Source organism: Bradyrhizobium sp. CB1717, assembly GCF_029714325.1.
GTDB lineage: Bacteria > Pseudomonadota > Alphaproteobacteria > Rhizobiales > Xanthobacteraceae > Bradyrhizobium.
The window spans coordinates 1,565,711-1,577,953 of the sequence record NZ_CP121666.1; the positions used below are offsets into that span (position 1 = coordinate 1,565,711).

Sequence of the window (12,243 nt, forward strand, 5' to 3'; positions counted from 1 at the left end):
GGTCATCAGAGCAGCATATGGTAGCCGCCGTTTGCTGTCGCTACGCTGAACGAAGCTGCTCAGCAAAGTTTGGGCTCACCGCCGCAGGAACGCCTCGAGCCTGGCGAACAGCGGGTTCTCACGGTCGAACACATAGTCGAGCGAGACCACCGAGACGGTCTCGGCGCCATGCTCGCGCAGGAAGCTCGCCAGCGCATAGAGCTGCCCCGGGGGGCAGTGCAGCGTCAGCATGCCCGACGAGGTCGGCCCGCCGAACGGGGCCTCGACGCCGAACCGGCTGTGGGCTTCGCCGAGCAGGGCGGCATCGCACTGCCGGAAGCGGGTGCGGACCTCGCGGTATTTGTTGGCGCGCGCCCTTGCTGCGATGTGATCGAGGATGACGCGCGCGGTCTCGCGCGCCTGCGGCGACCAGTCGGCCTCCCTGGAGGCGACCAGATTGGCCTGGCTGCGCAGGATCACCCCGTCGTCGAGCACCCGCAGGCCGTTGGCGGCCAGCGTCGCGCCCGTGGTGGTGATGTCGACGATCAGCTCGGCGCTGCCGGCCGCCGGCGCGCCTTCGGTTGCGCCCGCGCTCTCGACAATGCGGTAATCGGTGATGCCGTGGCTCTGGAAGAAGGCGCGGGTGAGATTGACGAACTTGGTCGCCACCCGCATCCGCATGTGATGCTGCTCGCGGAAGCCGGTGGTGACGTCGTCGAGGTCGGCCATGGTGCGGACGTCGATCCAGGCCTGCGGCACCGCGACCACGACGTCGGCATAGCCGAAGCCGAGCCCCTCGATCAGCGAGACGCGGTTGTCGGCGTCGGCGATGTTCTCGTGCACCAGATCCTCGCCGGTGACGCCGAGATGGGCGAAGCCGCGCGACAGCTGCGATGCGATCTCGCTCGCCGAGAGATAGGCGACCTCGACATTGTCCAGCCCTGCGATGGTGCCGCGATAGTCGCGCGCGCCGCCGGCCTTCGACAGCTTGAGGCCCGCACGGGCGAAGAAGGCTTCAGTGTTTTCCTGCAGGCGGCCCTTGGAGGGAACGGCCAGGACGAATGGCGCGCTCATGACTTAAGCTCCCACCTTGCGGCCGATCCGGTTCAGCGCGTCCACCCAGACCGAGAAGCCGACGGCAGGGATCGGCTCTGTCGAGCCGAGCTGGGTCATCAGCCCGTCATAGCGGCCGCCGGCGACCAGCGGCTCGGCGCCGTTGCCGCTGTGATGCAGCTCGAATTCAAAGCCTGTGTAATAGTCGAGCCCGCGTCCGAACGCGGTCGAAAAGCGCGTCTGCTTCACGTCGATGCCGCGCGCGGCCATGAAGCCGACGCGGCTCTCGAACTGGTCGATCGCCGCAGCAAGATCGAGCTTCGCGTCAGTCGTCAGCGCGCGCAGCTGGGCGACGGCGTCGTCGGGATTGCCCGCGATCGACAGGAAGCGCTTGAGCACGGTGATGGCCTCGCGCGGCAGCGCGCCGCCCTTCAGTGTCGATTGCTCGAGGAAGCGGTCGGCGATCTCGGCCGTGGTGCGGCCGCCGACATTGGTCGTGCCGGCGATCGACATCAGATCGGTGACGAAGGCGAGCGCCGCCTTGCGGTCGGAGCCGGCAAGCGCCGCCAGCACGCCCTCATATTCGCTGCGCGTCGCAGTGGCCGCGGCTGCCAGCCGCTCCAGATCCTGCTCCAGGCTGATCTTGCGGTTGAAATCCTTGACCAGGCGGCGGCGCCAGACCGGATAGAGATTGAGCGCGTCGAGCAGCGCGTTGAACAGCGCGACGTCGCCGGTGCGGATCTCGACGTCGCGGACGCCGAAGGCGGCCGTCGCCTCCAGCGCCAGCGCCAGCATCTCGGCGTCGGCCGCGGCGCGATCCTGACGGCCGAACGATTCGATGCCGGCCTGCAGGAATTCGCTGGCCTGGCCGCTGCGGTAACGGAACACCGGCCCGAGATAGCTGAACCCGGCCGGCTGGCCGGCCCGGCCAGAAGCGAGGTAATCCCGGGCCACCGGAATGGTCAGGTCCGGGCGCAGGCAGAGCTCCTCGCCGGAGAGGTCGCTCGTCAGGTACAGGCTCTTGCGGATGTCCTCGCCGGAGAGGTCCAGGAACGGCTCGGCCGGCTGCAGGATGGCGGGCTCGGCCCTGACATAGCCGGCCTGCGCGAACGACAAGAGCAGCGTATCCGCCCAGGCGGCGGAGCCGGCAGCATTTGAGGTGGCAGTCGCGGTCATCTCAGGGGTCCATCGTCCCGGTGGAACCGGGCAGAGCAGGGGAGGCGAATTGGCGCAGCCCTTAGCATGGCCCGACAGCGGTTTCGACCTCCAAAGGATCAATCGCTTAACGGGCGGGCAATGCGTCGGGATCAGGCGGTCTTGCCGCCCCAATCGCCCAGCACCGCCTGCACCAGCGCCAGCGCGGCGACGGCGGCGGTGTCGGCCCGCATGATGCGGGGGCCGAGCGCCAGCCGCAGGATGCTGGGCTGCCGCAGCAGCAGCGCCCGCTCTTCCTCGGCAAAACCGCCTTCGGGGCCGATCAGCACGTCGATACCTTGTCCGGCCTCGCGCGCGCCTTGCAGGCTCTGAATGGGATTTTGGATGTCTGCCGCCTCATCGCAAAAGATGAGCAGCCTGTCGGCAGGGCGCTGGCTGAGGTACCGCTCCAGCGGCACCGGCTCGCTCACGGTGGCGATGCTGAGGATCCCGCATTGCTCCGCCGCCTCGACCACATTGGCGCGCATCCGCTCGGTGTTGACCCGGGAGGCCTGGGTATACTTGGTCAGGACCGGTTGCAGGCTGGCGGCGCCCATCTCGATGGCCTTCTGGACCATATAGTCGAGCCGGGCATGCTTGAGCGGGGCGAAGACGTAGGTGAGGTCGGCCAGGGCGTCCTGGGGCCGGGTCTGCTGGAGGATGACGAGGCCGTCCGGCCGCTTGCGGCCTTCGATCGCGGCCTGCCACTCGCCGTCACGGCCGTTGAACGCCAAAACCTCGGCCCCGGCCGCCAGCCGCAGCACATTGCCGAGATAATTGCTCTGGTCGCGGTCGAGCGGGACCCTGGCGTCCTGGGCGAGGGGGGCGTCGATGAACAGACGGGGAGCGCGAAAATCGTGGGATGGCATCGTTCAAAGGTCCAATTTGGGGCCGTTCTTAACCGAAACCAGTAGTTTTGGGGGTAAATATCGCCGAATCGGTGCGTCCCCGCGCCGCGCTCTTGCCCTATTCGACGGGTTGTTAAGCGCCGGCGGGAATCGTAAAAACGCGAGCACGCTGGTTGCGCTTCAATCGGGAAGACGCCGAACCCCGTAAGCTCCTGCCGGAGAGACTGCCTTGATGATCCGTCATCTGATGGTTCCGATCACTGCCGCCATGGTCACCATGGGTGCCGCGGGCGCCTATGCGCAAAGCGCCTTCCCTGCGCCGCTGCCGAACCAGGCCGCGAGCAGCTCGGCGTTTCCGCCCGTGAACGGCTCGGCCCCGACCGCCTCCGTCGGCACGGCGCCGCAATCCTCGTTTCCGGTGAACGGCGCAGCGCCGGTCGGCGGCGCTGGCGCTTTCAGTGCGGCCCCGCCGACGCAAGCGCCGGGTGAGGACTGCATGAAGGCCTTCGTTCCCCTGCGCGAGGAGGCGGAGAAGCGCGGCAAGGCGATCAAGGCCGCGAGCGACCGTCATGCGCCGCCGGACGAGGCCTGCAAGCTGATCCGCAATTTCAGCCAAGCTGAAACGAAGATGATCAAGTACATCGAGACCAACGCCGCCAAATGCGGAATCCCGCCGAACGTCGGCGCGCAGATGAAGGACGGCCACAAGAACACCGAGGCCATGCAGACCAAGGTCTGCAACGTCGCGCAGCAGATGCAGAACCAGCCGCGCGGTCCGGCCGGCCCATCGCTGAGCGAGGTGCTGGGCTCGGGCTCGGCGCCCGAGGCCAATGCCGGCAAGAAGGGCGGCAGCACCTTCGATACGCTCAACGGCAACGTCCTGACCCGATGAGCGACACATCCGCCCGCGTTGCCGACTCCACCGGCAACTGGGTCGATACGCTCGCGCCGCAATGGGCGCAGCCGTATTTGCGATTGTCCCGCTTCGATCGTCCGATCGGCTCCTGGCTTCTCCTGATGCCATGCTGGTGGTCCGCGGCGCTCGCCGCCGGCATCGCGCACGACGTCAGCCGCCTGCCGCTCACCATCGTCCTGTTCTTCATCGGCGCCTTCGTGATGCGCGGGGCGGGCTGCGCCTGGAACGACATCACCGACCGCGACCTCGACGCCAGGGTCGAGCGCACCCGCTCGCGGCCGTTGCCCGCGGGGCAGATCACCGTGAAGCAGGCGCTGGCCTTCCTGGTCGCGCAGGCGCTGGTCGGTCTCGTCGTGCTGCTCCAGTTCAACCGCTTTGCCGTCGCGACCGGCATCGCCTCGCTCGCGGTCGTCGCCGTCTATCCTTTCATGAAGCGCATCACCTGGTGGCCGCAGGTCTTCCTCGGACTTGCCTTCTCCTGGGGCGCGCTGATGGGCTTTGCCGTCACCTTCGGACGCCTCGACCTCACCGCCCTGGTGCTTTACGCCGGGTCGATCGCCTGGGTGATCGGCTATGACACCATCTATGCGCATCAGGATGCCGAGGACGACGCGCTGATCGGCGTCAAGTCCACTGCGCGTCTGTTCGGCGCGCATACGCATCAGGCCCTGATCCTGTTTTATGGACTTGCAGTGGTGCTGATCGGCGTCGCGCTGGCCTCAGGCGATGTGCGCTGGCCGGCCTGGCTCGGTCTTGCGGCTTTTGCCCTGCATCTGGTCTGGCAGATCGTGCGGCTGAACATCGCCGATGGCGCGCTCTGCCTGCGCCTGTTCAAGTCGAACAAGCATGCGGGCTTGCTGCTGCTTGCGGGATTGCTCGCGGACGCGGTGATGCGGGCTTCGTAGGTCTCGTAGGGTGGGCAAAGGCGCACTTGCGCCGTGCCCACGATCTTTCTCGGATTTCGACGGAAGAGGTGGGCACGCTTCGCTTTGCCCACCCTACGGCACCGTGATTGCCGCTCAATTCCTCGCGATGATCTCGCGTTCGTCACGATGAACGGCAAGCTCGCGCACCATGCCGGTGCGCCGGCGCATCAGGAATTTCGGACGGCGGGCGCGGATCGCGTTGGCGCGGCGGCGGCGGGCTGCAGGCTTGCGCGCGCCTTCGTCGAGCTGCGGAAGCGCGAAGATCTCGCTCCAGATCGCCCAGGCCTCGGTAAGTTCATTGGCTTCGGCGCCGACCAGCAGCGGAACGGAGAGCGAGGGGTCGCGATGGACGAGGACGAGCGCCTGCGCCTCGTCATTGCCGCGCAGCGCGACGCCGGTGAAATCGCTGACCCGGACGTTGATCGCCATCTGCATGCCGCGGACGGCACGGCGCAGCACGACACGCTCGCGATGAAGCTCGATTTGCCTCGTATATCCGTCGGCGCGCGGATCATGCGCGTCGAAGCGGACCGGAAGGGAAAGGGGGTCGAGCCGCAAGCTGCGGCTCGACCCGGCGGGAGCGACCCCGCATGTTGATGTTTGACGCCTCACGGCTTTCGTTCTCCCCGCCGGGATTATGTTCCCGGTCGATGCGAGGACCTTAGCGCGGCCGTTTCCGAAACCGCTTAAAAAGGCTGGTTAACCCGACGTCACCTGCTGCTCATGATTGACAAGACCTTGGCGCGCATGATTGACGAGACGTTGCGCCGGAAAAGCGAATCTGAGCTTTTTGGGGGGCGAAAATGCTTGAAGTCCGCACCATTTGGGCACATCTGGTGGGTTCGGTCGTTCCGAGCCCGAACCCCGCCCCAACAGGATTTCGTTTGTGAACCCTTCACCAAGCTCGACGCTTTCGCCCCAGGATTCTTCCAAGGCCAATCGCGACCTGTTCGATCAGTCCGCGCTGTCCGATCTCGCACAGCGGCTGGTGGAGGCGGCCAAACGCGCAGGCGCCGATGCGGCCGATGCGGTCGCGGTGCGCGGCGTCTCGCATGGGGTCGAGGTGCGCGACGGCCGTGTCGAGGAATCCGAGCGGTCCGAGGGCGACGATGTCGGCCTGCGCGTGCTGGTTGGCCAGCGTCAGGCGGTGGTCTCGACCAACGACGTCAGCGGCGATGCCGTGACCAAGCTCGCCGAACGCGCGGTGGCGATGGCGAAGGTTGCGCCCGACGACAAATATGTCGGCCTCGCCGATCCCGCGCTGCTCGCGCGCGACTTCCCCGATCTCGATCTGCTCGATCCCGATGTGCCCGCAACCAGCGAGCTCGAGCGCCGTGCGCTCGCCGCTGAAGCTGCCGCACTCGCCGTGAAGGGAGTCACAAAATCCGGCGGCGCCTCGGCCTCCGCCGGCATGGGCGGCATGGTGCTCGTCACCTCGACCGGCTTCCACGGCTCTTATCTGCGCTCGAGCCAGGGCATCTCGGCCACCGCGATTGTCGGCGAAGGCACCGGCATGGAGCGCGACTACGATTTCACCTCCGCGCCGCACGGCGCCGATTTGCTGTCGCCGGAAACCGTCGGCCGCTCCGCCGGCGAGCGCACGGTGGCGCGCTACAATCCGCGCAAGGTCGAGACCTGCAAGGTGCCCGTGGTGTTCGATCCGCGCGTTGCGGGCTCGCTGGTCGGCCACGTCGTCGGCGCCATCAACGGCGCCTCGATCGCGCGCAAGACCAGCTTCCTGAAGGACAAGCTCGGCCAGCAGCTGTTCGCCAAGAACATCCGCATCATCGACGATCCCCTGCGCAAGCGCGGCCTGCGCTCGCAGACTTTCGATGCCGAAGGCGTCGCGGTGAAGAAGACCGCCCTCGTCGACGAAGGCGTGCTGACGACCTGGCTGCTCGACTGCGCCACCGCGCGCGAGCTTGGGCTGGCCACCACCGGTCACGCGCATCGCGGCGTCTCGTCCTCGCCCTCGCCGGGGCCGTACAATCTGCACCTCGAAGCCGGCACGCCGAGCCCGACCGAATTGATCGCCGATATCAAGCAGGGCTTTTACGTCACCGACCTGATCGGCTCCGGCGTCAACGGCGTCACCGGCGATTACAGCCGCGGCGCCTCCGGCTTCTGGATCGAGAACGGCGAGATCACCTATCCCGTCAGCGAGGTCACGATCGCCGGCCATCTGTTCGAGATCTTCAAGTCGATGCAGCCGGCGAACAATCTCGAATTCCGCTACGGTATCAATGCGCCGACGGTGCGCATCGAGGGTTTGACGCTTGGCGGACGCTGACGCGAACTCGCTCGACGCGACCATCCTGACCCGCGATGCGGCGCTGCTGAAAGACACGGTGCGGGAGGCGGGTGCGCTCGCGCAGTCGATGTTCCGTACCGAGCTGAAGAAGTGGATCAAGGGCGCGTCCTCGCCGGTCTCGGAAGCCGACATCGCCGTCAACGATTTGCTCGAGGCGCGCCTGCGCGCCGCGACCCCGGATTACGGCTGGCTCTCCGAGGAAAGCGCCGACGACGCCACCCGGCTGTCGCGCCGGCTGACATGGGTGGTCGATCCCATCGACGGCACGCGCAATTATCTGGGCGGCCATGACGAATGGTGCGTCAGCGTCGCGCTGGTCGAGGACGCCACGCCCGTTCTCGCCGCGGTGTTCGCGCCGGCCAGCGACGAGTTCTTCTTCGCGGTCCGGGGGCAAGGTACGACGCTCAACGGCAAAGCCGTGCAGGCGACGTCCGGCTCCGAGCTCGACTTCTCGCGTGTCGCCGGGCCAAAACCCCTGGTCGAGCGTCTGAAGCCGTCACTCGGTGACATCAAGCTGCACCCGCGAATCGGCTCGCTTGCGCTCCGGCTCTGCCGGGTCGCCCATGGCGCGCTGGATGCGGCTTTTGCGGGCGGCAACAGCCATGATTGGGACCTTGCGGCGGCCGATTTGATCGTGCAGGAAGCGGATGGTAGGATGAGCGACCTCTCCGGAGATCCCATCCTCTATAACCGCCGGGAAGTGGCGCACGGGGTGCTGGTGGCAGCGGGACGCGATCGTCATGCGAGCATTGTCGCGCATTTTCGAAACCGTCCCTTGCCCTGAAGCGCTTTCGCGCGCCTGTCGACCACTGCTTTGCCGGGCAGTCCGTTAGAAAGAGAACCCATGCCAGATAGTGCCCCGCAGCAACTGCTTCATCTCGTCATCGGCGGAGAGCTCGTCGATCTCGAGCACAACACCTTCAAGAACCTGGACGACGTCGAGATCGTCGGCCTCTATCCGAACTATGCGACGGCCCACGCCGCCTGGCGGGCCAAGGCCCAGAGCACGGTCGACAATGCGCAGATGCGCTATTTCATCGTCCATCTCCACCGGCTGCTCGACCCCAATCAAGAACCGGCGCGTTGAAAAAACTGCTTCGCAATACGCTGCGAAGCAGCTTCGTTCAGCGTGCCGTCGGGGTCCTGGCGGCCGAATATCTGCGCTTTGTCTGGCGGACCAACAAGTTCACGTTCGATCCGCCCGACGTCTATGACATCGTCGAGCCGCAGATCCCGGCGATCTTCGCCTTCTGGCACGGCCAGCACTTCCTCACCCCCTTCATCAAGAACAAGGACTGGTACAAGGCCAGGGTCCTGATCTCCCGGCATCGCGACGGCGAGTTCAATGCCATCGCCGCCGAGCGGCTCGGCATCGGCACCATCCGTGGTTCCGGCGATCACGGCGGCGCCTTCCACCGCAAGGGCGGGGTCGGCGCCTTTAAGGAAATGGTGCGGACGCTCCAGGACGGTTGTAATGTCGCGCTGACCGCCGATGTCCCCAAGCGCTCCCGCGTGGCCGGGCTCGGCATCATCATGCTGGCACGGGAATCGGGACGGCCGATCATGCCTTTCGCGATGGCGACCAGCCGCTTCATCCGGCTCAAGAACTGGGACCGCACCACCATCAATTTGCCATTCGGGCGGGGCGCATTGGTCGGCATCAAGGAAATCCACGTTCCCGCAGATGCCGACGCCGCGATGATGGAAGCGCTGCGGCAGGAGTTGGAAGAGACGCTGAACGAGGCGACCCGGCGCGCCTATGCGCAGCTCGGCCGCCCGGGACCGGAAGATGCCTAAATCGCTGCCCATTGCGCTGCCCATCACGCTGCGGATGTATCGGCGCCTGGCCTCGGGCCTCGTGCCGCTCGCGCCTGCACTGATCAAGCGGCGCTTGAAGCAGGGCAAGGAGGACCCCGCGCGGGTTGGCGAGCGGCGCGGCCTGTCCCGCGACGTCCGGCCGCACGGCCCGCTGGTCTGGATCCACGGCGCCAGCGTCGGCGAGGTGCTGGCCGCCGCCGCCCTGATCGAGCGCCTGCGCGATCTCAATCTGCGCATCCTGCTCACCTCGGGCACGGTCACCTCGGCGGCGGTCGTCGCAAAACGCTTTCCGCCCGACGTCATCCATCAATACGTGCCGTATGATTCCCCGCGCTATGTCGCGCGCTTCCTCGACCATTGGAAGCCGTCGCTGGCGCTGTTCATCGAATCCGATCTGTGGCCGAATTTGATCCTGGCGGGCGCCGCACGGCGGGTGCCGATGGTGCTGATCAACGGGCGGATGTCGCCGCGCTCCTTCCCGCGCTGGCGCCGCATGCACGGCACCATCTCGGCGCTGCTGTCGCGGTTCGATATTTGTCTCGCGCAGTCCAGGACCGATGCGGAGCGCTTCTCCACGCTCGGCAGCCGCGACGTCGTCACCACGGGCAATCTCAAGCTCGACGTGCCGGCGCCGCCGGCCGATCCCACCAAGCTCGAACGGCTGATGGCGATGACGCGCGGGCGGCCGATCATCGTCGCCGCCTCGACCCATCCGGGCGAGGACGAGATGCTGGTCGCGGCGCACCGCAGCCTGGTCGGCTTCTTTCCGCAGCTTCTGACCGTGATCGTGCCGCGGCATCCCGATCGCGGCTCCTCGATTGCAGGTCTCGTCACGGCGTCGGGCCTCAAGCCCGCCTTGCGCTCGCGCGAGGAGCTGCCGACGGCCGCGACCGACGTCTACGTCGCCGACACCATGGGCGAGCTCGGCCTGTTCTATCGCCTCTCGCCCATCGTGTTCATGGGCGGATCGTTGATCCGCCACGGCGGGCAGAACCCGATCGAGGCGATCAAGTTAGGGGCCGCCATCGTCCACGGCCCGCACGTCTTCAACTTCACCGACGTCTACGAGGCGCTCGATGCGAGCGGCGGCGCGCGCCAGGCCGACACGCCGGAAGCGCTGGTCAAGCAGCTCGGCCAGCTGCTGGCCGATCCCACGTTGCGCGACAAGATGCAGCAGGCAGGTGCCGGCGTCGTCGAGCAACTCGGCGGCGCGCTCAACCGCACCATGACCGCGCTCGAGCCCTATCTGCTGCAATTGCGGATCGAGATGGGAGCCGCCAATGCGTGAGCCGGCCTTCTGGTACCGGCCACGTTCCCTTCAATCGCACGCGCTTTGGCCGCTCGGTGCGCTCTACGGCGCGATCACCGAACGGCGCATGCTGCGCGAGGGCTTCGACGCCGGCATCCCCGTGATCTGCGTCGGCAATTATCATGTTGGCGGCGCCGGCAAGACGCCGACCGTGCTGGCGCTGACCAAGCTCTTGGGTGAGCTCGGCGAGACGCCGGTGGTGCTGAGCCGCGGCTATGGCGGGCGCCTGAAGGGCCCTGTCATGGTCGACCGCGCGCGCCACACCGCGGCCGACGTCGGCGACGAGCCCTTGATGATGGCGCGCGACGTTCCCGTTGCCGTCGCGCGCGACCGCCTCGATGGTGTGGCGCTGGCGAAGTCGCGAGGCGCGACCGTGATCCTGATGGACGACGGTTTCCAGAACCCGAGTCTTTTGAAGGATGCCTCGCTGATCGTGATCGACAGCGAGCGTGGCCTCGGCAACGGCGCGGTGTTTCCCGCCGGTCCCCTGCGTGCGCCGCTGCAGGCGCAGCTCGCGCGCACCGATGCGCTGGTGCTGATCGGCGACGGCCGCGCCGCCAACGATGTCGCCGCCGAGCTTGCCAAGCGCAACAAGCCCGAGCTGCGCGCGCGGTTGAAGCCGGATGCGGCCTCGCTCGCGCAGCTCCTCGGCAAGCGCGTTTTCGCCTTCGCCGGTATCGGCGATCCCGCGCGCTTCTTCCGCACGTTGCAGGCCAGCGGCATCGAGGTCGCGCGCACGCGCCGCTTCGATGATCATCACATGTTCTCGCGGGAGGAGCTCGCCGCGCTCGCGGCGGAAGCACAGCGCGAGCAGTTGACGCTGGTGACGACGGAAAAGGATCTTGCGCGCCTGCATGGCAGCGAAGGCGTGCTCGTCGGCATCGTGCCGTTCGCGGTCCAGCTCGAATTCGACGACCCGGCCAAGCTGCGCCACCTGATCAGCGACCATCTCTACAAGGCGCGCGAGCGGCGCTTCTCCAGACGCTGATCTCGTAGGGTGGGCAAAGCCAAGCGTGCCCACCAACTGCGTTCCGCACTCGCTAAAGCTACCCGCTTCAGCAGCCAGTCATGCTCACCAAGCCCCAACGAGCATCATTCCGACGATGGTCAGGCACGAGACGCAGGTCACCATGACGGTATAGCATTCGGGTGTATTCATCGCTGGCTCCCAAACTGTTGCCAATTGCTTGGTCACTGCCACGCGGGAGAGATTGCCGGTCTTGGCCGCTTCAATTCGGCGCGCCGTGGCCGGTCCTGCGGTGTGCCGCTTTCTCGTCGTCGCTCCGATCCGAGAGAAGATAGTCCGCTTCGAGTGCTTCAAAGCGTTCGGCTGCGATCAGAAGCTGCTTGCGCATTTCGGCGAGGCGGGCGCGGCAATATTCGCGATAGAGCAAGTCCAGTATGATGGGCATGATCACCCCCATCGATTGACTTTGAATTTACAGATACGAGGTGATCAGTCGCCCGTCAGATGGCTCTTCGATATGAGCCCGTTCACAGACTGCGCCAATTCCAAAGCTCAACGGCCGTTTGGTTGACCTGATTGTCTGTGCGATAAAAATGTACAGGGCTAATTACCTAGCACGAAGATTAGCAGCACTTTGTTTCAGCAAGACTTCGTCAAACAACTTAAAGACGCCGGCCGGAGACGAAAAATCCAACCACAAAGCGAAATGACTTACCTCGGAGTGCAAGCACGATTCGATGCAACGCGGATCGCCACGATGAGGATCATGTCGCGGTGAGGCGTGCAGGTCGGCAGTCCCGTAGGGTGGGCAAAGCGCAGCGTGCCCACCAACAATGCTGCCTCAGTCGATAATCGAAGCGGTGGGCACGCTTGCGCTTTGCCCACCCTACGGCAGTCTGCGAACCCACCCTGCGGCAGTTCG

At 66.3% G+C, this 12,243-nt stretch carries 13 protein-coding genes; 8 read left to right on the top strand and 5 right to left on the bottom strand.

Translation table 11 applies throughout. The features are described 5' to 3' along the window. Window positions 1-75: 75 nt before the first annotated feature. The 3 genes from hisG to QA649_RS07410 form a co-directional block, all read right to left on the bottom strand. Window positions 76-1,053, bottom strand: coding sequence for an ATP phosphoribosyltransferase (gene hisG, locus QA649_RS07400; protein ID WP_283023605.1), 978 nt, complete (start codon window positions 1,051-1,053; stop codon window positions 76-78). Between the two features lie 3 nt (window positions 1,054-1,056). Further along, on the bottom strand, window positions 1,057-2,208 hold the full coding sequence (locus QA649_RS07405) for an ATP phosphoribosyltransferase regulatory subunit (RefSeq protein ID WP_283023606.1): 1,152 nt from the start codon (window positions 2,206-2,208) through the stop codon (window positions 1,057-1,059). 131 nt (window positions 2,209-2,339) lie between these two features. Further along, a complete protein-coding gene (locus tag QA649_RS07410) occupies window positions 2,340-3,095 on the bottom strand; it encodes a 16S rRNA (uracil(1498)-N(3))-methyltransferase (RefSeq protein WP_283023607.1) in 756 nt (251 codons plus the stop codon). Between the two features lie 211 nt (window positions 3,096-3,306). Between QA649_RS07410 and QA649_RS07415 the strand changes: the two genes are divergently transcribed. Together QA649_RS07415 and ubiA are read left to right on the top strand one after the other, a co-directional pair. Further along, window positions 3,307-3,966, top strand: coding sequence for a hypothetical protein (locus QA649_RS07415; protein WP_283023608.1), 660 nt, complete (start codon window positions 3,307-3,309; stop codon window positions 3,964-3,966). After that, window positions 3,963-4,895 (top strand): 4-hydroxybenzoate octaprenyltransferase, encoded by a 933-nt coding sequence (gene ubiA, locus QA649_RS07420; protein WP_283023609.1) that lies wholly within the window; start codon window positions 3,963-3,965, stop codon window positions 4,893-4,895. The genes QA649_RS07415 and ubiA overlap by 4 nt, the downstream gene beginning before the upstream one ends. A gap of 114 nt (window positions 4,896-5,009) precedes the next feature. On the opposite strand, the gene QA649_RS07425 is transcribed toward ubiA, so the two are convergent. Further along, window positions 5,010-5,528, bottom strand: coding sequence for a DUF6101 family protein (locus QA649_RS07425; protein ID WP_283023610.1), 519 nt, complete (start codon window positions 5,526-5,528; stop codon window positions 5,010-5,012). 274 nt (window positions 5,529-5,802) lie between these two features. Between QA649_RS07425 and QA649_RS07430 the strand changes: the two genes are divergently transcribed. The 6 genes from QA649_RS07430 to lpxK are packed head-to-tail and all read left to right on the top strand — an operon-like array spanning window position 5,803 to window position 11,342. Then, a complete protein-coding gene (locus tag QA649_RS07430) occupies window positions 5,803-7,206 on the top strand; it encodes a TldD/PmbA family protein (RefSeq protein ID WP_283023611.1) in 1,404 nt (467 codons plus the stop codon). Next, on the top strand, window positions 7,193-8,011 hold the full coding sequence (locus QA649_RS07435) for a 3'(2'),5'-bisphosphate nucleotidase CysQ (RefSeq protein WP_283023612.1): 819 nt from the start codon (window positions 7,193-7,195) through the stop codon (window positions 8,009-8,011). Before QA649_RS07430 ends, QA649_RS07435 begins: the two co-directional genes overlap by 14 nt. 60 nt (window positions 8,012-8,071) lie before the next feature. After that, window positions 8,072-8,314, top strand: coding sequence for a DUF4170 domain-containing protein (locus QA649_RS07440; RefSeq protein ID WP_018648410.1), 243 nt, complete (start codon window positions 8,072-8,074; stop codon window positions 8,312-8,314). Next, the gene (locus QA649_RS07445) at window positions 8,311-9,024 is read left to right on the top strand and encodes a lysophospholipid acyltransferase family protein (protein ID WP_283023613.1); all 714 of its coding nucleotides are present in this window, start codon (window positions 8,311-8,313) and stop codon (window positions 9,022-9,024) included. Before QA649_RS07440 ends, QA649_RS07445 begins: the two co-directional genes overlap by 4 nt. Then, window positions 8,987-10,333 (top strand): 3-deoxy-D-manno-octulosonic acid transferase, encoded by a 1,347-nt coding sequence (locus QA649_RS07450; RefSeq protein ID WP_283023614.1) that lies wholly within the window; start codon window positions 8,987-8,989, stop codon window positions 10,331-10,333. The genes QA649_RS07445 and QA649_RS07450 overlap by 38 nt, the downstream gene beginning before the upstream one ends. Next, window positions 10,326-11,342, top strand: a complete 1,017-nt coding sequence (lpxK, locus tag QA649_RS07455) for a tetraacyldisaccharide 4'-kinase (protein ID WP_283023615.1) — start codon at window positions 10,326-10,328, stop codon at window positions 11,340-11,342. The genes QA649_RS07450 and lpxK overlap by 8 nt, the downstream gene beginning before the upstream one ends. Before the next feature lie 241 nt (window positions 11,343-11,583). Here lpxK and QA649_RS07460 read toward each other — a convergent pair whose 3' ends face one another. Further along, window positions 11,584-11,778, bottom strand: coding sequence for a hypothetical protein (locus tag QA649_RS07460; protein ID WP_283023616.1), 195 nt, complete (start codon window positions 11,776-11,778; stop codon window positions 11,584-11,586). Window positions 11,779-12,243 lie beyond the last annotated feature (465 nt).